The sequence below is a fragment of the Pantoea sp. JK genome (assembly GCF_026130245.1).
GTDB lineage: Bacteria > Pseudomonadota > Gammaproteobacteria > Enterobacterales > Enterobacteriaceae > Pantoea > Pantoea trifolii.
Genome location: NZ_JAINFN010000003.1, coordinates 67,067 through 89,318 on the forward strand (window position 1 = coordinate 67,067; position 22,252 = coordinate 89,318).

The window sequence follows — 22,252 nt, forward strand, 5'->3', positions numbered from 1 at the left end:
TGGCGTGATTGGCGCCAGCCCGTTTATGTTGCCGAACTAAAGTTGTGATGACAACCGTTCGGCGGCGCTGGTATTGGCACTGACTGGGTTACTGCTTGCAGGCGCATCCAACCGATTAACGTAGACATAGCCTGATGCCGCGTTGCTGTTACTTCTCATCTGCTGCGCATAGTCAGCGGAGCTGGCAAAAGCGGGTGGAGACAGGAAGAGACCCAGTAAAGTGGCGAAAATGATCATTTTCATAATCGACTCCAGACTCACAGGGATTGCACTCTCAGACGCGGCAAATAGGATTATTCGTTGCGCCTGTAAATAGTGTAGTTCTTAACCAACCTGCCGCCAGATCGTCCCATTGAACGCCTTGTTCAGAGAATTTGATCAAACGCCCGCTAACTCACTGAGACACCTCATTTAGCACAAAAAGCCGCATCTGCTGGCACGATAGTCGCCATTTGATGAAATGTGCGCTTGAGTTTCCACAAGGACGCCAGTATGATTACGCGTCAATTTTTCAGCTGCATTCAGAGGTGTGTTTCATTTTTAAATGATTCGCAACCTATAACGTTCCTTGCTTCCGTGGGCCGCAGCTGACCCTGACAGGAGGCTGAATAATCCGTAAGGAGCTATCGATGCGTCATTACGAAATCGTATTTATGGTCCACCCTGACCAGAGCGAACAGGTTCCAGGTATGATCGAGCGTTACACTGGTGCTATCACCGGTGCACAGGGCACGATTCACCGTCTGGAAGACTGGGGCCGCCGTCAGCTGGCTTACCCAATCAACAAACTGCACAAAGCGCACTATGTTCTGCTGAACGTAGAAGCACCGCAGGAAGTGATTGACGAGCTGGAAACTAACTTCCGCTTCAACGACGCCGTTATCCGCAGCATGGTTATGCGCGTTAAGCACGCGGTAACTGAAGCATCTCCGATGGTTAAAGCTAAAGACGAGCGTCGTGATCGCCGCGAAGACTTTGCTAACGAATCGGCTGATGACTCAGAAGCTGGGGATTCTGAAGAGTAATCCGACATGACGGCAAATCGACTGCGCCTGTCTGGCACTGTGTGCAAGACGCCGGTTCGAAAAGTCAGTCCGTCAGGGATTCCTCACTGCCAGTTCGTGCTTGAGCATCGTTCTGTGCAAGAGGAAGCCGGTTTCCACCGGCAAGCCTGGTGTCAAATGCCGGTGATTATCAGCGGCAGCACCCATCAGGTGATTACTCAACATATAACGGTCGGCACGCAACTCACTCTCGAAGGCTTTATTAGCTGCCATCAGGCACGCAATGGTCAGAGCAGAATGGTGTTACATGCCGAGCAGATTGATTTGATAGATTCTGGAGACTAGCCAAATGGCACGTTATTTCCGTCGTCGCAAGTTCTGCCGTTTCACCGCGGAAGGCGTTGTAGAGATTGATTACAAAGATATCGCTACACTGAAAAACTACATTACCGAAAGCGGTAAAATTGTCCCGAGCCGTATTACCGGTACTCGTGCAAAATACCAGCGCCAGCTCGCTCGTTGCATCAAGCGCGCTCGCTACCTGTCCCTGCTTCCGTACACTGATCGTCATCAGTAATCGGTAGTTGTCCATTAACGACTTTAAGAGGATAAGGTAATGCAAGTTATTCTGCTTGATAAAGTAGCAAACCTGGGCAGCCTGGGTGATCAGGTTAACGTTAAAGCGGGCTACGCTCGTAACTTCCTGGTTCCACAGGGTAAAGCTGTTCCTGCTACCAAGAAAAACGTTGAGTTCTTCGAAACACGTCGCGCTGAACTGGAAGCCAAACTGGCTGACGTTCTGGCTGCTGCTAACGCACGTGCAGAGAAAATCAATGCACTGGGCAACGTAACCATCGCGTCTAAATCAGGCGACGCTGGTAAACTGTTCGGTTCCATCGGTACCCGTGACATCGCTGATGCAGTAACTGCAGCTGGCGTTGAAGTGGCTAAAAGCGAAGTTCGTCTTCCAGAAGGCGTACTGCGCACCACCGGTGAGCACGAAGTTGACTTCCAGATCCATAGCGAAGTCTTCGCTAAACTGGTTGTGAATGTAGTTGCTGAGTAAGTTCACTCGGTAATGCGAAAACGCCGGCCTTGCGCCGGCGTTTTTGTTTCTGCGTTTTACTGAGCGCGGATAAAGCTGCCATCCGGCTGACGCGTAAACAGCACCGGACCGTTGCTGCCATCGACCGTTAAACCGGTCACCACGCCTTGCGCGTTCTGACGAATCTTCACCTGCTGACCATTCTGTAACGCGCTCAGCGGCTGCCCATCACCTTCGACACGCGCCATGGCAAATACATCATTCACCGGCAAATTGTTGTCGCGGAACAGCTGCGCCAGCGTCTGGCCTGATGCCACATTGTAGGTGCGCCATTCGCCCTGTGAATCGGTTTTCGGCGGCGTGTTCTGCTGCTGATTGTTATCGTAAATCTCCGCCTGCATCGGCACTTCTTTTGCGCTATTGTCCGCCGGACGCTCAACCGGATACTGCGGCGTACTGCTTGGCCAGAGAAACGCCAGCAGCAGCACCAGCAGGGCAATGACAATGCCGCGACGATGCAAAGCGGGCAGCGGATCCATCCAGCGCACATCATCCAGCAAATGCCAGACGCGCTGCAGTGCGGCGGGAACGCGGGAAGGGTGATCGGAAGCCATTCGTGAATCCTCCTCGCTGGCGGCTTTGCGCGGAATGCGCGGCAGCCAACGTTGCAACCAAGGTAATAAAGTACGCGGTGCGCGCGTCCTGCGACGTCGTGGGGCGATCTGGCCCATGTATTCTCTCTTGTGTCCGACGGTGGCAGGTGAAAACCTCGCCACAGCTATAGTATGAGCAATGCTGACAGGAAGTGCCTGGCAGCATTGAAAAATTTGACCGCTGTATTGTTTCCGTTTCGCCGGGAAATGTCATCTGCGGCGCGTGAGATTTTACGCCAGCCGCCCGCGCTGGTATGCTGCCGGTTCTATTTTTCTCCGGGATTAAGGAATCAAGATGACGACCCCTTCATTCGACAGCGTCGAATCACAAGCAAGTTACGGTATCGGTTTACAGGTAGGCCAGCAGCTGCAAGAGTCTGGACTGCAGGGTCTGCAGCCAGAAGCACTGCTCGCCGGCCTGCGCGACGCGCTGGAAGGGAACTCACCGGCCGTCCCGGTTGACGTGGTACATCGCGCACTGCGTGAAGTGCACGAGCGCGCAGAAGGCGTGCGTCGTGAGCGTGTAGAAGCGATGGCGGCAGAAGGTCAGACTTTCCTTGAGCAGAACGCACAGCGCGAAGGCGTAAGCAGCACCGAAACCGGTCTGCAGTTCAGCGTCATCACCCAGGGCGAGGGTCCAATCCCTTCACGTCAGGATCGTGTGCGCGTGCATTACACCGGCAAACTGATCGATGGCACCGTATTCGACAGCTCAGTCGCGCGTGGCGAGCCGGCAGAATTCCCGGTTAGCGGCGTAATCGCGGGTTGGATTGAAGCGCTGACGCTGATGCCAGTTGGTTCCAAGTGGGAACTGGCGATTCCACACAACCTCGCTTACGGCGAGCGCGGTGCGGGCGCCTCTATCCCGCCATTCAGCACCCTGATCTTCGAAGTTGAGCTGCTGGAAATTCTGTAAGTAGCTGTAGGGCGGCCATCGCCGCCCTTAATTGTCACTTCTTCTGCAAATCCACCTGCCACAACGCAAAACCTATCTCATCGCTGCCCACCGCTTTCATTGGGTAATCGGCATGCTGCTCAATAAACGTCGTCGCTTTTTCGCCAGGCGCGGTTTCAAACCGGATATCCAGCGGCGTGGTGCTATTAATCGGTGCTAAACGCCAGTTGTGATCCGCCTGCGGTTTCACTTCGCCATGCGCTTTGGTTTCGCTGCTGATATAGGCGGCAACCACCGAGCGGTTCTCATCCGGCGACGCGAAGGCGACATACTTATCGCCGGTACCGGCAAACTTGCCGCCGTAAGCGCGGTAGTTATTGGTGGCAACCAGGAAAGTGGCATCAGGATCGATAGGCTTGCCTTGCCAGCTAAGATCCTTAATGCGCGAAGCCCCTTTGTTGATCAGCGTACATTCCGCGTCATAGCGCGCCGATTGTGTGACATCGATTTGATACTGCACGCCATCGATCACATCGAAGTTATAGGTGCGGAAATCCCAGTTAATCAGCGATTGCGGTTTGCTGCTCTGCGGATCGATTTGATTAAACTGCGCCGCTGAGCACTCCAGCCACTCTTTCACCTGCGCACCGCTGACTTTCATCACCACCAGCGTATTGGGGTAGAGGTAGAGATCGGCGGCGTTACGGAAGGTGAGATTACCTTTTTCCACTTCGACATAGCTGGCGGGATCGTTTTTACGGCCACCGGCTTTAAACGGCGCGGCGGCGGAAAGTACCGGCAAGCGACCAAGATCAGGATCGCCCTGAGTAAAATGCTCAACGTAAGCGCGCTGCGCGTTATTAACGATCTGCACCGTGGGATCGTCCTGCACCAGCGACAGGTAGCTGTACATCACGTCGGCAGATTTACCGATTGGTTTGGCAACAAACTCGCGTGTGGCGTGGTGATCCTGCTCAAGCACTTTCACCAGATCGGCATCTTCAGCGGCCAGCGATTTTTTCGCCGCGCTGTCATAAATTGGGCGTGCTTCGGCTTTGCCCTGCGTGACTTGCCATTTATCCCCCTCGTTATTCAGCACCAGATCGACCACACCAAGATGATCGCCCCACATGCCAGGCATCACCGACGGAACACCGTTGAGCGTGCCTTGAGCGATATCAGCGCCTTTAATCGCCGCGAACTCTTTACTCGGGAACACCGCATGAGCGTGGCCGAACATGATGGCGTTGATGCCTGGAACCTGGCTGAGGTAGTAAACCGAATTTTCTGCCATGGCGTGATAGGGTTCACTGCTCAAACCGGAATGTGGAATAGCGATGATTATTTCAGCACCTTTTGCGCGCATTTCCGGCACATAACGCTTCGCTGTTTCAGTGATGTCATCAACCCGTACTTTTCCCTGCAGATTGTTACGATCCCAAACCATAATCTGCGGCGGAACGAAGCCGATGTAACCAATTTTCAGCGTATGCGGCTTGCCGTCACGGTCTGTTACCGTGGTTTCTTTGATTAAGTAGGGCGTAAACAGCGGTTTTCCACTTTTCTCGTCGATAATGTTGGCATTGACGTAAGGAAAGCGCGCGCCGGCCAGCGCTTTTTGCAAATAAGGTAAGCCGTAATTGAATTCATGATTACCGAGGTTTCCGACCGCGTAATCCAGCGTGTTCATCGCTTTATACACTGGATGCACTTCGCCCGTTTTCAGCCCTTTCGCCGCCATGTAATCGCCCAGCGGACTGCCCTGAATAATATCGCCGTTATCGACCAGCACGCTGTTCTTCGCTTCGGCGCGTGCCTGCTGAATTAAGGTGGCGGTGCGCACCAGGCCGAACTTCTCCGTCGGCGTATCTTTGTAATAATCGAAATCCATCATATTGCTGTGCAGATCGGTGGTTTCCAGAATGCGCAGATCCACCGTAGCAGCCTGTACCGTGGCGGCAGTAATACAGAGTGCCAATAACGACATGCTCGCTTTGAACATCGCTTGCTCCTTGTTCGGTCCAATGGGCCTCTCAAAATAATGTAAAACCATGACGAATTATCATTTCAATTTGTGATGGAGCTCGGACTTTCATCCAATATCTGCCGTCACGCCGCCGTGATAGCGTATTCAGCATCCCGCCATAGCCGCCGCTGATGAACTATGGTATTGATATTCATATAGATTGCCACAGCAGACAGCGCAGTCGCAGGCTGTTGAATGACAACTGCTAAAATAACAGCAGATAGGCGGTTGGTGTCTGACAGGCAGAATCAGCGGAAAAGAGGTAAAGAATGTTAGATAAAATTTGTCAGCTGGCGCGAGATGCGGGCGATGCCATTATGCAGGTATACAACGGCGCAGAGCCGGTTGATGTGACCCGCAAGTCGGATGATTCTCCAGTCACCGCGGCCGATCTCGCGGCGCATCGCGTGATTGTGCAAGGCCTGAAGGTGCTTTCGCCGGAGGTGCCGGTGCTGTCTGAAGAAGATCCGCCGAGCTGGGATGTGCGTCAGCACTGGCAGAAATACTGGTTGGTCGATCCGCTGGATGGCACCAAAGAGTTCATCAAGCGCAACGGCGAGTTCACGGTGAATATCGCGCTAATCGAAAACGGCAAACCGGTATTGGGCGTGGTGTACGCGCCGGTGCTGGGCGTGATGTATTCGGCAGCGGAAGGTAAAGCATGGAAAGAAGAGAACGGCAAGAAGACGCAGATTCATGCGCGTGAAGCGCGCCCACCGTTAGTGGTGGTTAGCCGTTCGCATTTTGATAGCGACACGGAGTTGCAGGAGTATTTGCATCAGCTTGGCGAGCATCAAACCACCGCGATTGGTTCATCGCTGAAGTTCTGTCTGGTAGCCGAAGGCAGCGCGCAACTTTATCCGCGCTTCGGGCCGACTAACATCTGGGATACCGGCGCAGGCCATGCGGTGGCGATTGCCGCCGGCGCGCATGTCCACGATTGGCAGGGCAAAACCCTCGATTACGCCCCGCGCGAATCGTTCCTCAATCCCGGTTTCCGCGTCTCACTGTTTTAAGATCTGTAGGGTCGCCATTTATGGCGACCTCCACTCACTTCTGCAACAACTCGTGAATTAACTTCATCGCCTGCTGCACTTCATCCTGCGTCAGCGGACCATCTTTGACGTAACGCACATGTGCGGTGTTATCCAGCACCACAATCGCCGATCCCCCTTTCTCCAGCTGCCAGGCCTGACGCGCGCTGCCGTTGCTATCGACGATAAACTGCGACCACGGATACTGCTGTTTATTGCTCTCAATGCTGCTGCGCACAAACATGCCGGTACCAGGAATCGCATCGTCGGTATTGACGATAGTGGTGGTTTGATAACGATCGTGCGGCAGATGCGCGGCTTTGATGGCTTCAATCAACGCAGCGTTCTGCTCTTTAGCCGAAGAGCGGCCGGCAATGTGCAGGATGACGCGAACTTTTCCGCTCAGCTGCGCGCTATTCCAGGATTTGTAGCTAAACTTATCTTCATCTTGTTGATAAACCAGCTCTCCTTTGTCGTTAACGCCAACAGCGGGCACGCGTTCACCCAGTTTGAATGCATGTGCCGAAGCCAGGCCAGGCAGCAGCAGCGCCAGTGCTATCACAGTGTGTCTCAAATGCATTTATCAAACTCCTTGGTGATCCGACCAGTTATTCATGTTTCTGCAATATTAGGCATGGATGATGCGTCTGTCGCAATGAGTTAACAGGTTTGCAACCTATGCCACAATTCCATAATGAGTGAAGGTTTATACTGGGTTTCGTGAGGCTGATAACAGAGTATTCTGTAATGATGTGTCAATTCAGTAAATAATTCACCTTTTCGGAACATGGGTAAGAAAGGATGCTCTATAGTTATGCCTCATTTGCGCTTCATGGGTTCGTACCAAATTTGGTCACGACGGAGCGTATTAAACATTTTCAGGAGTTAAACAGCATGAAGATCTTCCAGCGCTATAATCCGCTGCAAATTGCGAAATATGTAAAAACGCTATTTAGAGGAAGGTTGTACATCAAGGATGTGGGCGCGTTCGAGTTTGATAAGGGCAAAGTGATGTTGCCGCGTGTCAAAGATAAACAGCATCTTAGCGTGATGTCAGAAATCAATCGCCAGGTGTTGCGGCTGCAAGCCGAGTACAACTAAGTAAGCATAAGAAAGGGCGCCGATGGCGCCCTCAGTTTTTTGTGCGGTTGTTGGCTTGAACGCCAAGAATGGCGACCCTACGATGACTCTGCTTCATCCAGCGCATTCTTGGTCACATTCAGCATCGGCGGACGCTCATCAATACGCGTAACCAGCAACTGGTCGATGCGGTAGCTATCAATATCCACCACTTCAAACTTGTAGCCGGAAAACTTTACAAAGTCGGTACGCTTCGGAATCTTGCGCAGCATGTACATCATGAAGCCGCCGATGGTTTCGTAATTGCCAGACTGCGGGAAATCATCGATATCCAGCACGCGCATCACGTCATCAATTGGCGTGCCGCCCTCTACCAGCCATGAGTTCTCATCACGCGCGACAATCTGCTCTTCCTGACCCTGGCCCACCAAATCGCCCATCAGCGTGGTCATCACGTCATTCAGGGTAATGATGCCGACCACCAGCGCGTATTCGTTCATGATCACCGCGAAGTCTTCACCGGCGGTTTTGAAGCTTTCCAGCGCTTCGGAGAGCGTCAGCGTATCCGGCACAATCAGCGCAGAGCGAATATTTACACCGCTGTTGAGTGTCAGGCTTTGGTTGCCGAGTACGCGCAGCAACAGCTCTTTGGAATCGACATAGCCCACGATGTGGTCGATATCGCCATCGCAGACAATAAATTTGGAGTGCGGATGCTGAGCGATTTTGGTTTTCAGCGTGGTTTCATCTTCGTGTAAATCGAACCACACCACGTTCTCGCGCGAGGTCATCGATGACGGCACGGTACGCGATTCCAGCTCAAACACGTTCTCAATCAGCTCATGTTCCTGCTTACGCAGCACACCCGCCAGCGCACCGGCTTCTACCACCGCATAAATATCGTCGGAGGTGATGTCGTCTTTCCGCACCATCGGCAGTTTGAACAGGCGGAAGAAGACGTTCGCCAGGCCGTTGAACAGCCACACCAGCGGACGCAGCACCACTAAGCAGAAGCGCATCGGGTTGATGATGCGCAGCGCCACCGCTTCCGGGGCAATCATGCCGACGCGCTTTGGTGTCAGGTCAGCAAACAAAATGAACAGGCTGGTCACAATAGTGAAGGAGCAGATAAAGCTGAGCTGTTCAGCCAATTCGGGTGCCATGAAGCGGCTGAATAGGCTATTAAAGGCGGGCGAGAAGGCGGCATCGCCGACGATACCGCCGAGGATGGCGACGGCATTCAGGCCAATCTGCACCACGGTGAAGAACATGCCAGGTTGTTCCTGCATCTTCAGCACGCGCTGGGCATTGATGTTGCCTTCGTCAGCCAGCAACTTCAGCTTGATCTTACGGGCGGCTGCCAGCGAGATCTCCGAAAGGGAAAAAAATGAACTGATGACGATCAGTAAAAGAATGACAAGCAAGCTATCGAGCATAAAAGATCCGTTGGGTTAATCACTTGTCATTTTTGGCCTGGGCAGCGCGGGAGTGGGCGTACATCCGGTACTTGCCAGTCAAACAGGCTATCCGTGCCAAAAATGTCTGCGCCATATCGACAAGATAAGGTTAACGTCGGGGCAGAAAAAGATGCAGGCGAGGCCTGCTGGTCGCTGATTATAGCAGCAGCGCTTATCATGCCGCTATAGGGGCATGATAAGCGCTCGGATTAATCCGAGTGAACAGCTCTAATTAGCAGAAGCGCCGCTTGGTTGTTGTATCGTTTATGCCATTTACCGACAATAGGTCACAATTTGGCTTAGTCGCTGGGTTTAAGCCGATAGGCAGAAAAAAGGCGGCTATGCTGATGGGTACACGCGCGGTGGTGATACCCTTCCAGAGAATAAACGCCCCTGCGGAATAGGGGCCGGCATTATTAACAGGAGTACGTGTGCCACGATTTCATATTTATTGTTTGGCCAGCCTGTTGCTTGCTGCACCTGCCGTTGAGGCAGCCAAAGTGCGCTTGCAGTTGGACGGTCTTAGCGGGGATTTACAGAAGAACGTCAGGGCACGCTTGTCCACTATCGGCAGTGACGAAGTGTCGAACGACGGCCGTTTCCGCGCGCGTGTTGCAGAGGCGATCAAAGAAGGCCTGCGTGCGCTCGGTTATTACGAACCTGAGATCGATTTCGAATCGCGCCCGGCACCGCCACAAGGTGGCCGTCCGGTATTGATCGCGCACGTTAAGCCTGGCGAACCGGTCAAGATCGGCGGCAGCACCATTGTGATTGAAGGTGAAGCCCGCACCGACAAGGATTATCAAGCCTGGGTCAAACAGGGCACGCCGAAAGTCGGTACGCAGCTCAATCACGGCGACTACGACAAATTTAAGAATGGCTTCTCCAGCCTGGCATTGCGTAATGGTTACTTCGACGGTGACTTTAAGCAAAGCCAGCTTGGCGTATCAGTCGAACGGCGCGAAGCCTTCTGGGACATCAATTACGATAGCGGCCCCCGTTACCGTTTCGGCGATGTGAGTTTCCAGGGTTCGCAAATTGACGAAGCCTATCTGCATAATCTGGTACCGTTCAAAAAGGGCGATCACTATAGCTCGCGCGATCTGGCGGAACTCAACCGCCGTTTATCGGCCACCGGCTGGTTTAACTCGGTGGTGGTTGCGCCTGAATTTGATAAAGGCCGTCAAACCAAAGTGCTGCCGCTGAATGCGGTGGTATCGCCACGCGTGGAAAACACCATTGAAACCGGCGTTGGTTACTCCACCGATGTCGGGCCGCGCATTAAAGGCACGTGGAAAAAACCGTGGATCAACAGCAGCGGCCACAGCCTGGCCGCCAGCGCCTACGTCTCTGCGCCGGAGCAGCAGCTCGATCTCAGCTACAAAGTCCCGTTGCTGAAAAGTCCGCTCGAGCAGTATTACACCTTCTCTGGCGGCGTGAAGCGCACCGATCTCAACGACACCAAAGCCGATACCACCACGCTGGCGATGTCGCGTAACTGGGACAGCAGCAGCGGCTGGCAGAAAGCAATTAACCTGCGCTGGAGCCTCGATCACTTTACCCAGGCCAGCGTCACCAACACCACCATGCTGCTTTATCCGGGCGTCAGCCTCAACCGCACCCGTTCGCGCGGCGGTTTGATGCCGACGTGGGGCGATTCGCAGCGTTACTCGGTCGACGTGTCGGATACCACATGGGGTTCGGACGTTGATTTCGTCATCCTGCAGGCGCAAAACGTCTGGATTCGCACGCTCGCCGATAAGCATCGCTTTGTGGCGCGCGGCAATGTTGGCTGGATCGAAACCAACGACTTCGACAAAGTGCCGCCGGATCTGCGCTTCTTCGCCGGTGGCGACCGCAGTATTCGCGGTTACAAATACAAAGACGTATCGCCACGTGATGACAACGGCAAGCTGACCGGCGCCTCAAAAATGGCCACCGGCTCACTTGAATATCAATACAACGTGACCGGCAAATGGTGGGGCGCGGTGTTCGTCGATTCCGGTGAAGCGGTCAACGACATCAAGCAGAGTAACCTGAAAACCGGCGCCGGCTTCGGCGTGCGCTGGTCATCTCCGGTAGGGCCGATCAAGTTTGATATCGCGCGGCCAATTGGTGACGACAAGGAGCATGGATTGCAATTTTATGTAGGATTGGGGCCTGAACTATGAAGCTGTGGAAAAAGGTCCTGATTGGCATCGGTATTTTTCTGGTGCTGCTGTTTGGCAGCATCGCGTTTCTGGTGGGCACCACGCCGGGTTTGCATCTGCTGCTGAAAGGCGCCGATCGTTGGGTGCCAGGTTTGTCGATCAAACAGGTTGAAGGTGGCTGGCGCGACCTGACGCTCAGCGGCGTGAAGTATGAAATGCCGGGCGTCAGCGTGGATGCCGGACGTTTCCATCTGGCGCTGAATCTCAACTGCCTGCTGCATTCGTCGGTGTGTGTGAATGACATCGCGCTGCAGGATGTCAGCGTGGTGGTGGATAGCAAAAAAATGGCGCCGGCCAGCGCACCGCCGCCGGAAGAGCAGAGCGGCAGCACCAATCTCAGCACGCCGTATCCGATTACGCTCAGCAAAGTTGGCCTGCACAACATCAACGTTAAAGTTGATGACACGGCGATTTCCCTGCTCGATTTCACTACTGGCCTGCAGTGGCAGGATCGCGCGCTGACGCTGACGCCAACCCATATCCAAAGCCTGCTGATTGCGCTGCCGAAAGCGGCCAAAGTGGTAGATGAGCAAGTGGTGCAGCCAAAAGTGCAGCAGCCGCAGCCGGATGAAAAGCCGCTGGGCGAAACGCTGCAAGCCATGTTTGCTAAGCCGCTGTTACCAGACATGCCGGACTTCCAGCTGCCGCTGGATATCACCGTGCAGGAACTGCTGGGTGAACAGCTGCGTATTACCGGCGATACCGACGTATCCATTACGCGTCTGTTGTTAAAAGCCAAAACCGCCGATCGTCATCTGCAGCTGGAAACCTTCGATGTCGATTCGCCGCAAGGGCAGGTGAACGCCAGCGGTGAAGCGACGTTGGCCGATAACTGGCCGGTGAATTTCGTGCTCAACGGCACGCTCAATCTCGACCCGATCAAGGGCGAGACGATCAAAATGAACCTTGCGGGCGCGATGCGCGATGAGCTGAAACTCGGGCTGAATCTTTCCGGTCCGGTGCGTGCGCAGCTGGATGCGACCACGCAACTTGCGGTCGCCGGTTTGCCGCTGGCGCTGAAACTCACCAGCCCGCAGCTGCGCTGGCCGCTCACCGGCGCGGTGCAGTATCAGGCGGATAATCTCGATTATCAGTTCAAAGGCAAAGCCACCGATTACGTGATGTCGCTGCGCACCGCAGTGAAAGGCGAAGGCGTGCCGCCCGCGACCATTGCGCTGGACGGCAAAGGCAACGAACAGCAGTTCAAGCTCGATAAGCTGCGCGTGGCGGCGCTGCAGGGCAATATCGATCTGACGGCGCTAGTGGACTGGAGCAAAGCCATCAGCTGGCGCAGCGAATTGACGCTGTCCGGCATCAACACCGCCAAACAGTACCCGGATTGGCCAGCGAAGCTGGATGGCAAAATTGCCACGCGCGGCAGCCTGTACGGCGGAACATGGCAGCTCAGCGTGCCGCAGTTGGAGCTGATAGGGAACGTCAAACAGAACGCGGTGAGCGCCAAAGGTACCTTGAGTGGCAACAGCTACAACCAGTGGAAAGTGCCCGGCCTGAACATTGCGCTGGGTCGCAACCATCTGGATGTGAAAGGCGAGTTGGGCGACACGCTTAACCTCGATGCCAACATTGATGCGCCAAATCTGGATAACGCGCTGCCGGGTCTGGGCGGTGTCGCCAAAGGCACCATCAAAGCGCGCGGCACCTTGCAGGCGCCGCAGCTGCTGGCCGATCTCACCGCTACCGGTTTGCGCTGGCAGCAGCTGCAAATCCGTCGCGTGGCGTTACAGGGCGATGTGAAATCCAGCGATCAGATCGCCGGTAAGCTGCAACTGCGTGTGGAACAATTGCAGCAGGACGCGCTGAAAGTGAATCTGCTGACGCTGAACGCCGACGGCAACGAAAAGCAGCATCAACTGAAGCTCGACGTGCAGGGCGAACCGGTTTCCGGTCAATTGGCGCTGAACGGCAGCTTTGATCGCAAAACGGAGCGCTGGCAAGGCAATCTCAACAACACGCGTTTCGACACGCCAGTGGGCGAATGGCGCCTGACGCGCGCGATGGCGATTGATTACCTCAACAGCAAGCAAAGCGCCACCATTGGGCCGCACTGCTGGCAGAACCCGAACGCGCAGCTGTGCGTACCGGAACCGATTGAAGCCGGTGCCAGCGGACATGCGCATGTGGTGCTCAATCGCTTCGATCTGGCGATGATCAAACCGTTCCTCACCGATGCCACCAAACTCAACGGCGTATTCAGCGGAGATGCGCGCGTCAACTGGACCGCCGACGGCGCGCTGCCAACCGGCACCGTCGCGCTGAAAGGCAGCGGCGTGAAAGTGGAGCAGGACGTGCAGGGCAACACCTTGCCGATCGCCTTCGATACGCTGAACCTGAATGCCGCGCTGCGTAACGGTCGCGCCCAGCTTGATTGGCTGATCCATATCGTCAACAACGGCCAGCTGAGCGGCAATGTGCAGATCGCCGATCCGGAGAACCGGCGTCAGCTGTCGGGCAACATCGGCATCAGCAATATTTCGCTGGCGATGCTGAATCCGGCGCTGATGCAGGGCGAGAAAATCAAAGGCAATCTGAACAGCAATCTGCGCCTTGGCGGCACGCTGCAGCAGCCGCAGGTGTTTGGTCAGTTGGGGCTGAGCGATGTGGATGTCGATGGCAGCTTTATGCCGGTCGATCTCACCGCCGCCAATCTCAACATGGTGTTCAACGGCATGAGTTCAACGCTCAACGGCATGATTCAGACGGCGCAGGGCAATCTTAACCTGAGCGGTAACGCCGACTGGAGCCAGCTGGATAACTGGCGCGCGCGCGTGGCGGCGCAAGGCAGCCGTATCCGCGTCACCGTGCCGCCGATGGTGCGCATGGATGTCTCGCCGGATCTGGTGTTTGAGGCCACGCCAGCCGCATTCAGCCTCGACGGCAGAGTGGATATTCCGTGGGCACGCATTACCGTGCAGGAAGTGCCGGAAAGCGCCACCGGCGTCTCTTCTGATGAGGTGATGCTGGATCAAAATCTCAAACCGATTAAGCCGAAAACCGCCGCGATTCCGATCAACAGCAATCTGGTGATCCACGTCGGCAATGATGTACGGCTCTCGGCGTTTGGCCTGAAAGCCAAGCTGAATGGCGATCTCAAACTGGTGCAGGATAAAAATGGCTTAGGCTTAAACGGCCAGATCAATATCCCATCCGGCCGCTTCCATGCGTATGGTCAGGATTTGGTGGTGCGTAAAGGTGAGCTGCAGTTCGCTGGGCCGCCAGATCAGCCTTACGTCAATCTCGAGGCGATCCGTAATCCAGAGGCCACCGAAGACGATGTCACCGCCGGATTACGGGTAACCGGGCTGGCGGATGAGCCGAAAGTGGAAGTGTTCTCCGATCCGGCGATGTCGCAGCAGGAAGCGCTTTCTTACCTGTTACGCGGCCAGGGACTCAACAGCGATGGCGACAGCAACGCATTAACTTCCGCGCTTGTTGGATTGGGGGTTGCGCAAAGTGGTCAGGTTGTGGGTAAAATCGGCGAGACCTTTGGTGTCAGTAATCTCGCGGTTGATACCGCTGGCGTAGGCGATAGCCAGCAGGTGCAGGTGAGTGGTTACGTGTTGCCGGGTCTACAAGTAAAATACGGTGTTGGCATATTTGATTCACTGGCGACCTTAACCTTGCGTTATCGCCTGATGCCCAAACTCTATTTAGAAGCCGTGTCGGGTCTCGATCAGGCACTGGATCTGCTCTATCAGTTTGAGTTTTAGCAATGCGAATAATTGTCTATGGCAGTTTACGGCGCAAACAGGGAAACAGTCATTGGATGACGAATGCGCAGTGGCTCGGCGACCATCAGATTGTGGGGTTTGATCTCTACAATCTGGGTCACTATCCGGGCGTGGTGGAAGGAGAAGGCAGCGTCTATTGCGAGGTGTATCGCATTGACGCCAGCACGCTCGGCGAACTTGATGCCTTGCGCACCAAAAATGGCGAATACAAACGCCAGCTTATTCAGACGCCTTACGGCAGTGCCTGGCTGTATGTCTATCAGCGCTCAGTCGCGGGTCGCACGCATATCGCGAGCGGTGACTGGTTAAGGCGAGATGGCGAAACAGAGGCATAAATAAAAACACCGTCCATTGGACGGTGTTTTTTTATGCATGGCAGAAAGAGGCTTATTTCTTCTGCGCGCGCTCGTAAGAGGCGATGATTTCAGCTTTGGCCGCTTCTGCGTTGTCCCAGCCGTCAACCTTCACCCATTTGCCTTTTTCCAGATCTTTGTAGTGCTCGAAGAAGTGGGTGATCTGTGCTTTCAGCAGTTCTGGCAGGTCGTTCACATCTTTGATGTGATCGTACTCTTTGCTCAGCTTGGTGTGCGGAACCGCAACCAGTTTGGCATCTTCGCCAGACTCGTCGGTCATTTTCAGCACGCCAACGGGACGGCAGCGAATCACTGAGCCCGGCACCAGCGGATACGGGGTTGGCACCAGCACGTCAACCGGATCACCATCCAGAGACAGCGTGTGGTTGATGTAACCGTAGTTGCACGGATAGAACATGGCGGTAGACATGAAACGGTCTACAAACAGGGCGCCAGACTCTTTGTCGACTTCATATTTGATCGGATCGGCATTAGCCGGGATCTCAATGACAACGTAGATATCTTCTGGCAACTCTTTACCTGCAGGCACCTGGTTCAAACTCATCTGGCTTTCCTTCATTAGTCATATGTTGAGTGACGGCTATTATAGCCAACTGACTCTGAAAGTATGCCCCCTTTTTGGCGTTTCGGAATGCTCCAAGGCGCTACTTCGCGGTGACAAACAGCGAGACGATCCCCGCAGCAATCAGTGGTCCGACCGGCACACCACGGAAGAAGGCCACGCCAATCACCGTACCAATCAACAGCCCACCAATCACCGACGGCTGCACGCTCATAAAGTTCACGCCGCGCCCGCCCAGCCAGGCGACAAAAACGCCCACCACAATCGCGATAATCGATTGCCAGTTGGCGAACGATTTCAACAGCGAAGAAGCAGGCAGCGTGCCGCTGGCCAGCGGCGCCATCACCGCAACGGTGAGGATGATGATGCCAATCTGAATGCCCTGTTTTTCCACATAGGGAAAGAATTGCGACAGCGGAGTGAGCTTAATCGCCAGCAGGATCAGAATCGAAATGGTAACGGCGCTGTTATGAACGAAATAGCTGAGGACGGCGAGGCAAACAAGAATGATGGTGGAGGCATAAGCAGCCATGGTTTCTCCCTGCAGATGAATGGGCGCGCTGGCCGATGCCAGCGCTAAGCGTATTAAACGCTTACATTAATCAACAATCCTCGGGGTTGGCGCAACTGCCTTTGTTAATTGATTGCAACATCAGCGCCTGATTGCGCACCAGACTCACGCCCTGCGCACCAACCGACAGCGCGGCCATCGTGCCCTGACTGCTAACAAAATAGCTGCGGCTGGCATCCAGCCAGCTGTCGCGATAAGTCAGCCACGCGCGCTGGGCGTTGCGCAATTTGTCTTTAGGCGCGCCGGTTAATTTTTTCATCGCTTGGGTGTATTGCGCGTTCATCTCTTTATCCCAGGCTTTATTGGCCGTGCCGTAGCATTGAGACATACCGGCGGTGCTGGATTCCTCTTTCAGACACTGATCGAGCTGCTGATCGATAGGGTTTTGTTGTGCTGCAGCAAAACCACTGACCAACAAACACGCCATCGGGAGCCATTTTTTCATCGTTTCATTCCTTAAATTTTGCTGGGGCAGAGTTCAGTAAAAATGAAGTCTGGGTGATCGTCAGCCAATTGACCATCAACAATGGATAAAGTTTCTGCGATCAACGGCCGATAATCTTTCCGTTTTAGGGCCAGCGGATTTCTGCCTTTTCTTGCAAACGGGGATAATCATGTTCAAACAGCTATCAATTCGTACAGCATTACTCACGCTTTTGGCTTTTATGACGCTGCTGCTGCTGGCAGTCAGCGCGATGGGCATCTCGGCCATCAACGCAGGCAATCAATCACTGGATGCGCTCAACCGCATACAGGGGATTGAGCTCAATGCCTTGTATCAAAGTCGTTCCGAACTGATGCGCGCGCGTGCTAGCGCCGCATTGGCGGTGCGTAAAATTGAAATTGGTTTACTGGATGACGGCGATGTTGTCACCAAACAAACCCAGGCGGCAGTAGAAAGTTCTCATAAGTATTTGCAGGCCTTTGTGGAGGCCGGCACGGTCACCGCTCACGGCAAAACCCTGGCTGACGCTGTCGTCGCGACCTATAACGCGTACGAGAAAGAGGGCATCACACCGATGATTGATGCCCTGAAAAAGCAGTACACCGATGAATATTATCAGGTGCTGGAAGGCAAACAGTCGGCGCTGGCAGCCAATTACTCGAAAGCAGTGAATGATTTTAGCGTCTACGCCAATGACGTTTCGGCAGCGCGCCTGGCGCAGGCCGCGCATGATGAGCTGCAGCTGAAGATTCTGATTGGCGTTTCCATGGCGCTGACCTTGCTGCTGATTGTGCTGGCCTGGCAACTGCTGCGTCGTCTGCTGCTGCGTCCACTCGATGGTGCAATTCTGCATCTGGAGCAAATTGCGGCGGGCGATTTATCACAGCCGCTGCCAGCCGCCGGAAAGAATGAGTTAGGTCGTCTCAATCAGGCGCTGGCGAATATGCAGCTGGCGCTCAGCAGTTCGGTCAGTCAGGTGCGCGAAGCCAGCTTGCAGATTGATGTGGGCAGCCGCGAGTTAGCGGCGGGCACCGTGCATCTTTCCCAGCGTACCGAAGAGTCAGCCGCCTCGCTGGAGCAAACTGCCGCCAGCATGGAGCAACTTACTGCGACGGTACGTCTCAATGCCAGCAATGCCAAAGAGGCCAATCAGCTTGCCAGCAATGTCTCTGACAGCGCCGATCGCGGTGCCGAAGTGGTTGGCTACGTGATGGAGAAGATGCAGGAGATCACTCAAAGCTCCAATCGCATCGGCGACATTCTCAGCGTGATTGATGGCATTGCTTTCCAGACCAACATTCTGGCGCTGAACGCCGCGGTCGAAGCCGCGCGTGCCGGTGAGCAAGGGCGCGGCTTCGCCGTGGTCGCTAATGAAGTACGCACGCTGGCCGGACGCAGCGCTACCGCCGCCAAAGAGATCCGCGAGCTAATCGCGGAATCGCAGACGCGGGTGCAAGAGGGCAGCGATATGGCCACGCGCGCCGGTGAAACCATGGATGAGATCTCCAGCGAAGTGATGCGTGTCACCACGTTGATGAAAGAGATCTCTATCGCCTCGGAAGAGCAGAGTCGTGGTATCGAACAGGTGAATCAGGCGGTAACGCAGATGGATGAAGCTGCACAGCAGAACGCCGCGTTAGTCGAAGAAGCCAGCGCCGCAACCCAATCGCTGGAAGCGCAGTCGCAGCAGTTGCAGGATTCGATGGCGCAATTCCGCGTGTCTGCGGCGTAATAAAGTTAACAGGCGTGAAATAAGTTGGGTCGCGATAAATAGCGACCCAATAATTAATTTATCGCCGCACGTATTTAGATGCAGCGAATCATTAAGCTGGAATTTAATTAGTTTTATGCGTGCGAATGATTTCGGCGAGTGCATCATCTTCCGCGTAAAAATAGGCAGCGGGAATTTCTAATACATCCGCCAATCGCTGGGCTGTATCCAAATCAACCTGATGAATTCCATTCTCGTAACGATTAATTCGCGTGCTGGCAACAAACTCATCGATCCCCGCTGCAATCCCCAATCCTTTTTGCGACAAACCTTTAGCCAGACGCGCTTGTTTCAAGCGTCTTTGGAAGGTTAGCTGGAGAGAGGAGGTCGATTTCATGGCTACGAGAATCGTAGATTTACTGCTTGTCAGATACTACGAGTAACGTAGTATCGTAAATAGAACAGATAAGCGGACTAAGGAGAGTTACGTGAATAATGCAAAACAAGACTGGCATCCTGCCGATATTATTGCTGCTCTGCGAAAGAAAGGAACGTCAATGGCGGCGGTGTCGCGGCAATCTGGATTATGTTCAACCACGCTCGCCAATGCATTAGTGCGGCCGTGGCCAAAAGGGGAATTATTAATTGCCGATGCGATTGGTATTTCGCCCGCAGAAATTTGGCCTAGTCGTTATTATGCGGAAGATGGCGCGTTAATTGATCGCCAGGCAAAAATCAGAAATATGAAAACAAAAAGCCCGCACTAAGGCGGGCTTGCTACAGCGGGAAAAAATTACGCTGAATGGTCGTCCGGATATTCACGGATGAAGCGTTCAACGTCGCCCACCATCGCGTCGTTGCCGCAGAAGAACGGGCAGCGCTGATGCAGCGTTTCTGGCTGGATGTCGAGGATGCGATTAGCACCATCGCTGGCTTTACCGCCCGCTTGCTCCGCCAGGAAGGCCATTGGGTTGCATTCGTACAGCAGACGCAGCTTACCTTTCGGATGGCTGGCGGTGCTGGGGTAAAGGTAGATGCCGCCTTTTAGCAGGTTACGGTGGAAATCGGCCACCAGTGACCCAATGTAGCGCGAGGTATACGGGCGCTTGGTGGCGATATCTTCTTCCTGACAGAACTTCAGGTATTTCTTCACACCCTGCGGGAAGCGAATGTAGTTACCTTCGTTGATCGAGTAGGTGTAACCCTTCTCCGGGAAGGTCATGCGCTCGTGGCTCAGGCAGAATACGCCGAGCGACGGATCGTAAGTAAACGCATGCACGCCCACGCCGGTGGTGTAAACCATCATGGTGGAAGAACCGTACACCACGTAGCCCGCCGCAACCTGCTTGTTACCCGGCTGCATGAAGTCGGCTTCGGTGATTGGCGTGCCCGGCTCGCTGATGCGATGGTAGATAGAGAAAATGGTGCCGACGGAAACGTTAACGTCGATGTTTGAAGAACCGTCCAGCGGATCCATTAATACAACGTATTTGCCATTCTCGGAGCCTTCAAAGATGACGAACTCGTCTTCTTCTTCCGACGCGATACCGGCCACCACGCCGCGTGCTTTCAGGGCGGCTTTCAGCTTTTCGTTGGCAAACAGATCAAGCTTCATCTGCTGCTCACCCTGCACGTTTTCCACGCCGCTGGCACCCAGAATATCCACCAGACCCGCTTTGTTGATGTCGCGGTGGATAATTTTAGCGCCAAGCTTAATGGAAGAAATCAGCGCCGTCAGTTCACCTGTGGCGTGTGGAAAGTCGTGTTGCTTCTCGACGATGAATTCGCCTAACGTTTTCATAACACATTCCCTGCATCTACGATGGAGTGGCAGCAGCTGTAACAAGCTACCAACGTATGAGCGCAGTTTAGCCGATTGAACTTTAAAAACCATAGTCCTAATCCGTTTCTTCCCTCTCAACTCGGCGTTACACTGTGCGCCGAACTTTTGAGTAATGGATCTCTTTATGCGTATTCACATCCTCGGGATTTGTGGCACTTTCATGGGTGGACTAGCGATGCTGGCACGCTCGCTGGGACATGACGTTACCGGCTCAGACGCCAATGTCTATCCGCCGATGAGCACGTTGCTGGAGCAGCAAGGCATTGAATTGACAGAAGGTTACGATGCCAGCCAGCTCGATCCGCAACCGGATCTGGTTATCATTGGTAACGCGATGACGCGCGGCAATCCTTGTGTGGAAGCGGTACTGGAACGCAACATTCCTTACCTCTCTGGCCCGCAATGGTTGCACGATTTCGTGCTGCGCGATCGTTGGGTGCTGGCGGTGGCGGGAACCCACGGCAAAACCACCACAGCCGGCATGGCAGCGTGGATTCTCGAGGCCTGCGGCCTGGAACCGGGCTTTATCATCGGTGGTGTGCCAGGAAACTTCGAGGTTTCGGCAAAATTAGGAAAAAGTCCATTCTTCGTCATCGAAGCGGATGAGTACGACAGCGCGTTCTTCGACAAGCGTTCCAAGTTTGTGCATTACTGCCCGCGCACGCTGATCCTCAACAATCTCGAATTCGATCACGCGGATATCTTTGACGATCTGCGCGCTATCCAAAAGCAGTTCCATCACTTGATCCGCATCGTGCCGGGCCAGGGCAAGATCCTGCTGCCGGAGCACGACAACAACATCAAGCAAGTGATGGCGATGGGCTGCTGGAGCGAGCAGGAAACCGTCGGCGATAACGGTCACTGGCAGGCGAAAAAGCTGACGCCGGACTCGTCACATTGGGAGATCTGGCTCGACGGCGAGAAAGTCGGCGAAGTGAATTGGGCGCTGGTGGGCGAGCACAACATGCACAATGGCCTGATGGCGATTGCAGCGGCGCGTCATGTTGGGGTGAAACCGGTGGATGCGGGTGAAGCGCTGAGCAGTTTCATTAATGCCCGTCGTCGTCTCGAACTGCGTGGTGAAGTGAACGCCATCAAGGTGTACGACGATTTTGCTCACCATCCGACGGCGATTCTCGCCACGCTGGCGGCGCTGCGCAGCAAAGTGGGCGGCACGGCACGCATTCTGGCGGTGCTGGAACCGCGTTCAAATACCATGAAGATGGGCGTGAGCAAGAACGAGTTAGCACCATCGCTGGGTCGCGCCGATGAAGTGTTCCTGTTCCAGCCGCACCATATTCCGTGGCAGGTTTCCGATGTGGCCGAGGCGTGCATCCAGCCGGCGCAGTGGAGCGCGGATATCGATACGCTGGTGGAAATGGTGGCGAAGAAAGCCCAGCCAGGCGATTCGATTCTGGTGATGAGTAACGGCGGGTTTGGTGGTATTCACCAGAAATTGCTGGAGCGGTTAGGGCGGTGATTTAGCGGTTTCCCCTCACCCTAGCCCTCTCCCGCATGCGGGAGAGGGAATGTTTAGGCGGTGCTCAGTCGGCCCCTTCTCCCGCTTGCGGGAGAAGGTTGGGATGAGGGGAA

At 54.5% G+C, this 22,252-nt stretch carries 23 protein-coding genes; 13 read left to right on the top strand and 10 right to left on the bottom strand.

The features are described from left to right. Nucleotides 1-36: 36 nt before the first annotated feature. Nucleotides 37-243: a hypothetical protein gene (locus PanJK_RS07780; protein ID WP_061720184.1), complete on the bottom strand. Its 207-nt coding sequence runs from the start codon at nucleotides 241-243 to the stop codon at nucleotides 37-39. Between the two features lie 386 nt (nucleotides 244-629). Between PanJK_RS07780 and rpsF the strand changes: the two genes are divergently transcribed. From rpsF to rplI, 4 genes are read left to right on the top strand one after another with little or no spacing between them, the layout of a single operon-like run. Continuing rightward, nucleotides 630-1,025, top strand: a complete 396-nt coding sequence (rpsF, locus tag PanJK_RS07785) for a 30S ribosomal protein S6 (protein ID WP_256697577.1) — start codon at nucleotides 630-632, stop codon at nucleotides 1,023-1,025. 6 nt (nucleotides 1,026-1,031) lie between these two features. After that, the gene (gene priB / locus PanJK_RS07790; protein WP_007892027.1) at nucleotides 1,032-1,349 is read left to right on the top strand and encodes a primosomal replication protein N; all 318 of its coding nucleotides are present in this window, start codon (nucleotides 1,032-1,034) and stop codon (nucleotides 1,347-1,349) included. Nucleotides 1,350-1,353: 4 nt separating this feature from the next. Then, the gene (rpsR, locus tag PanJK_RS07795) at nucleotides 1,354-1,581 is read left to right on the top strand and encodes a 30S ribosomal protein S18 (RefSeq protein ID WP_002210155.1); all 228 of its coding nucleotides are present in this window, start codon (nucleotides 1,354-1,356) and stop codon (nucleotides 1,579-1,581) included. A 39-nt stretch (nucleotides 1,582-1,620) separates the two neighbouring features. Next, nucleotides 1,621-2,070 (top strand): 50S ribosomal protein L9, encoded by a 450-nt coding sequence (gene rplI / locus PanJK_RS07800; protein WP_008103594.1) that lies wholly within the window; start codon nucleotides 1,621-1,623, stop codon nucleotides 2,068-2,070. 56 nt (nucleotides 2,071-2,126) lie between these two features. Here rplI and PanJK_RS07805 read toward each other — a convergent pair whose 3' ends face one another. After that, complete coding sequence (locus tag PanJK_RS07805; RefSeq protein WP_321161843.1) at nucleotides 2,127-2,780, bottom strand: LysM-like peptidoglycan-binding domain-containing protein; 654 nt, start codon at nucleotides 2,778-2,780, stop codon at nucleotides 2,127-2,129. A 217-nt stretch (nucleotides 2,781-2,997) separates the two neighbouring features. Between PanJK_RS07805 and fklB the strand changes: the two genes are divergently transcribed. Further along, on the top strand, nucleotides 2,998-3,618 hold the full coding sequence (gene fklB, locus PanJK_RS07810) for an FKBP-type peptidyl-prolyl cis-trans isomerase (protein ID WP_008103590.1): 621 nt from the start codon (nucleotides 2,998-3,000) through the stop codon (nucleotides 3,616-3,618). Nucleotides 3,619-3,652: 34 nt separating this feature from the next. Here fklB and PanJK_RS07815 read toward each other — a convergent pair whose 3' ends face one another. Further along, the gene (locus PanJK_RS07815) at nucleotides 3,653-5,599 is read right to left on the bottom strand and encodes a bifunctional 2',3'-cyclic-nucleotide 2'-phosphodiesterase/3'-nucleotidase (RefSeq protein WP_265298679.1); all 1,947 of its coding nucleotides are present in this window, start codon (nucleotides 5,597-5,599) and stop codon (nucleotides 3,653-3,655) included. A 293-nt stretch (nucleotides 5,600-5,892) separates the two neighbouring features. Between PanJK_RS07815 and cysQ the strand changes: the two genes are divergently transcribed. After that, nucleotides 5,893-6,639 carry a 3'(2'),5'-bisphosphate nucleotidase CysQ gene (gene cysQ / locus PanJK_RS07820; RefSeq protein ID WP_256697575.1) on the top strand — a complete coding sequence of 249 codons (747 nt, stop codon included), beginning with the start codon at nucleotides 5,893-5,895 and terminating at the stop codon, nucleotides 6,637-6,639. A 34-nt stretch (nucleotides 6,640-6,673) separates the two neighbouring features. Here cysQ and PanJK_RS07825 read toward each other — a convergent pair whose 3' ends face one another. Continuing rightward, nucleotides 6,674-7,237 (bottom strand): YtfJ family protein, encoded by a 564-nt coding sequence (locus PanJK_RS07825; protein ID WP_265298682.1) that lies wholly within the window; start codon nucleotides 7,235-7,237, stop codon nucleotides 6,674-6,676. 314 nt (nucleotides 7,238-7,551) lie between these two features. On the opposite strand from PanJK_RS07825, the gene PanJK_RS07830 reads away from it, so the two are divergent. Further along, nucleotides 7,552-7,758 (top strand): DUF1107 domain-containing protein, encoded by a 207-nt coding sequence (locus PanJK_RS07830; RefSeq protein WP_007892150.1) that lies wholly within the window; start codon nucleotides 7,552-7,554, stop codon nucleotides 7,756-7,758. A gap of 77 nt (nucleotides 7,759-7,835) precedes the next feature. On the opposite strand, the gene PanJK_RS07835 is transcribed toward PanJK_RS07830, so the two are convergent. Beyond that, the gene (locus PanJK_RS07835; RefSeq protein WP_256697574.1) at nucleotides 7,836-9,173 is read right to left on the bottom strand and encodes a hemolysin family protein; all 1,338 of its coding nucleotides are present in this window, start codon (nucleotides 9,171-9,173) and stop codon (nucleotides 7,836-7,838) included. A 452-nt stretch (nucleotides 9,174-9,625) separates the two neighbouring features. Between PanJK_RS07835 and tamA the strand changes: the two genes are divergently transcribed. From tamA to PanJK_RS07850, 3 genes are read left to right on the top strand one after another with little or no spacing between them, the layout of a single operon-like run. Further along, nucleotides 9,626-11,365: an autotransporter assembly complex protein TamA gene (gene tamA / locus PanJK_RS07840; RefSeq protein ID WP_265298685.1), complete on the top strand. Its 1,740-nt coding sequence runs from the start codon at nucleotides 9,626-9,628 to the stop codon at nucleotides 11,363-11,365. Continuing rightward, on the top strand, nucleotides 11,362-15,132 hold the full coding sequence (gene tamB / locus PanJK_RS07845; protein ID WP_265298687.1) for an autotransporter assembly complex protein TamB: 3,771 nt from the start codon (nucleotides 11,362-11,364) through the stop codon (nucleotides 15,130-15,132). Before tamA ends, tamB begins: the two co-directional genes overlap by 4 nt. 2 nt (nucleotides 15,133-15,134) lie before the next feature. After that, nucleotides 15,135-15,488 carry a gamma-glutamylcyclotransferase gene (locus PanJK_RS07850; RefSeq protein ID WP_101762883.1) on the top strand — a complete coding sequence of 118 codons (354 nt, stop codon included), beginning with the start codon at nucleotides 15,135-15,137 and terminating at the stop codon, nucleotides 15,486-15,488. Between the two features lie 52 nt (nucleotides 15,489-15,540). On the opposite strand, the gene ppa is transcribed toward PanJK_RS07850, so the two are convergent. From ppa to PanJK_RS07865, 3 genes are all read right to left on the bottom strand, one after another. Beyond that, nucleotides 15,541-16,071: an inorganic diphosphatase gene (gene ppa / locus PanJK_RS07855; RefSeq protein WP_007892166.1), complete on the bottom strand. Its 531-nt coding sequence runs from the start codon at nucleotides 16,069-16,071 to the stop codon at nucleotides 15,541-15,543. 100 nt (nucleotides 16,072-16,171) lie between these two features. Next, entirely contained in the window at nucleotides 16,172-16,621 is a 450-nt protein-coding gene (locus PanJK_RS07860; RefSeq protein WP_008103576.1) for a DUF441 domain-containing protein, read from the bottom strand. A gap of 70 nt (nucleotides 16,622-16,691) precedes the next feature. Next, a complete protein-coding gene (locus tag PanJK_RS07865) occupies nucleotides 16,692-17,105 on the bottom strand; it encodes a lysozyme inhibitor LprI family protein (RefSeq protein ID WP_265298691.1) in 414 nt (137 codons plus the stop codon). Nucleotides 17,106-17,274: 169 nt separating this feature from the next. Here PanJK_RS07865 and PanJK_RS07870 point away from each other — a divergent pair, with 169 nt between their 5' ends. Then, on the top strand, nucleotides 17,275-18,837 hold the full coding sequence (locus PanJK_RS07870) for a methyl-accepting chemotaxis protein (protein ID WP_265298693.1): 1,563 nt from the start codon (nucleotides 17,275-17,277) through the stop codon (nucleotides 18,835-18,837). 103 nt (nucleotides 18,838-18,940) lie between these two features. Here PanJK_RS07870 and PanJK_RS07875 read toward each other — a convergent pair whose 3' ends face one another. Beyond that, nucleotides 18,941-19,213, bottom strand: coding sequence for a helix-turn-helix domain-containing protein (locus PanJK_RS07875; protein WP_265298695.1), 273 nt, complete (start codon nucleotides 19,211-19,213; stop codon nucleotides 18,941-18,943). A gap of 91 nt (nucleotides 19,214-19,304) precedes the next feature. Between PanJK_RS07875 and PanJK_RS07880 the strand changes: the two genes are divergently transcribed. Beyond that, entirely contained in the window at nucleotides 19,305-19,583 is a 279-nt protein-coding gene (locus PanJK_RS07880; protein WP_256697567.1) for a helix-turn-helix domain-containing protein, read from the top strand. 26 nt (nucleotides 19,584-19,609) lie between these two features. On the opposite strand, the gene fbp is transcribed toward PanJK_RS07880, so the two are convergent. Further along, nucleotides 19,610-20,617, bottom strand: a complete 1,008-nt coding sequence (fbp, locus tag PanJK_RS07885; protein WP_008103565.1) for a class 1 fructose-bisphosphatase — start codon at nucleotides 20,615-20,617, stop codon at nucleotides 19,610-19,612. Nucleotides 20,618-20,783: 166 nt separating this feature from the next. On the opposite strand from fbp, the gene mpl reads away from it, so the two are divergent. After that, nucleotides 20,784-22,139 carry a UDP-N-acetylmuramate:L-alanyl-gamma-D-glutamyl-meso-diaminopimelate ligase gene (gene mpl, locus PanJK_RS07890; protein ID WP_265298699.1) on the top strand — a complete coding sequence of 452 codons (1,356 nt, stop codon included), beginning with the start codon at nucleotides 20,784-20,786 and terminating at the stop codon, nucleotides 22,137-22,139. The last annotated feature ends 113 nt before the right edge of the window (nucleotides 22,140-22,252 follow it).

Bases quoted from the DNA above. Each gene is read 5' to 3' on its own strand.
- PanJK_RS07780 (WP_061720184.1), bottom strand. From the start codon at position 243: ATGAAAATGATCATTTTCGCCACTTTACTGGGTCTCTTCCTGTCTCCA.
- rpsF (WP_256697577.1), top strand. From the start codon at position 630: ATGCGTCATTACGAAATCGTATTTATGGTCCACCCTGACCAGAGCGAA.
- priB (WP_007892027.1), top strand. From the start codon at position 1,032: ATGACGGCAAATCGACTGCGCCTGTCTGGCACTGTGTGCAAGACGCCG.
- rpsR (WP_002210155.1), top strand. From the start codon at position 1,354: ATGGCACGTTATTTCCGTCGTCGCAAGTTCTGCCGTTTCACCGCGGAA.
- rplI (WP_008103594.1), top strand. From the start codon at position 1,621: ATGCAAGTTATTCTGCTTGATAAAGTAGCAAACCTGGGCAGCCTGGGT.
- PanJK_RS07805 (WP_321161843.1), bottom strand. From the start codon at position 2,780: ATGGGCCAGATCGCCCCACGACGTCGCAGGACGCGCGCACCGCGTACT.
- fklB (WP_008103590.1), top strand. From the start codon at position 2,998: ATGACGACCCCTTCATTCGACAGCGTCGAATCACAAGCAAGTTACGGT.
- PanJK_RS07815 (WP_265298679.1), bottom strand. From the start codon at position 5,599: ATGTTCAAAGCGAGCATGTCGTTATTGGCACTCTGTATTACTGCCGCC.
- cysQ (WP_256697575.1), top strand. From the start codon at position 5,893: ATGTTAGATAAAATTTGTCAGCTGGCGCGAGATGCGGGCGATGCCATT.
- PanJK_RS07825 (WP_265298682.1), bottom strand. From the start codon at position 7,237: ATGCATTTGAGACACACTGTGATAGCACTGGCGCTGCTGCTGCCTGGC.
- PanJK_RS07830 (WP_007892150.1), top strand. From the start codon at position 7,552: ATGAAGATCTTCCAGCGCTATAATCCGCTGCAAATTGCGAAATATGTA.
- PanJK_RS07835 (WP_256697574.1), bottom strand. From the start codon at position 9,173: ATGCTCGATAGCTTGCTTGTCATTCTTTTACTGATCGTCATCAGTTCA.
- tamB (WP_265298687.1), top strand. From the start codon at position 11,362: ATGAAGCTGTGGAAAAAGGTCCTGATTGGCATCGGTATTTTTCTGGTG.
- PanJK_RS07850 (WP_101762883.1), top strand. From the start codon at position 15,135: ATGCGAATAATTGTCTATGGCAGTTTACGGCGCAAACAGGGAAACAGT.
- ppa (WP_007892166.1), bottom strand. From the start codon at position 16,071: ATGAGTTTGAACCAGGTGCCTGCAGGTAAAGAGTTGCCAGAAGATATC.
- PanJK_RS07860 (WP_008103576.1), bottom strand. From the start codon at position 16,621: ATGGCTGCTTATGCCTCCACCATCATTCTTGTTTGCCTCGCCGTCCTC.
- PanJK_RS07865 (WP_265298691.1), bottom strand. From the start codon at position 17,105: ATGAAAAAATGGCTCCCGATGGCGTGTTTGTTGGTCAGTGGTTTTGCT.
- PanJK_RS07870 (WP_265298693.1), top strand. From the start codon at position 17,275: ATGTTCAAACAGCTATCAATTCGTACAGCATTACTCACGCTTTTGGCT.
- PanJK_RS07875 (WP_265298695.1), bottom strand. From the start codon at position 19,213: ATGAAATCGACCTCCTCTCTCCAGCTAACCTTCCAAAGACGCTTGAAA.
- fbp (WP_008103565.1), bottom strand. From the start codon at position 20,617: ATGAAAACGTTAGGCGAATTCATCGTCGAGAAGCAACACGACTTTCCA.
- mpl (WP_265298699.1), top strand. From the start codon at position 20,784: ATGCGTATTCACATCCTCGGGATTTGTGGCACTTTCATGGGTGGACTA.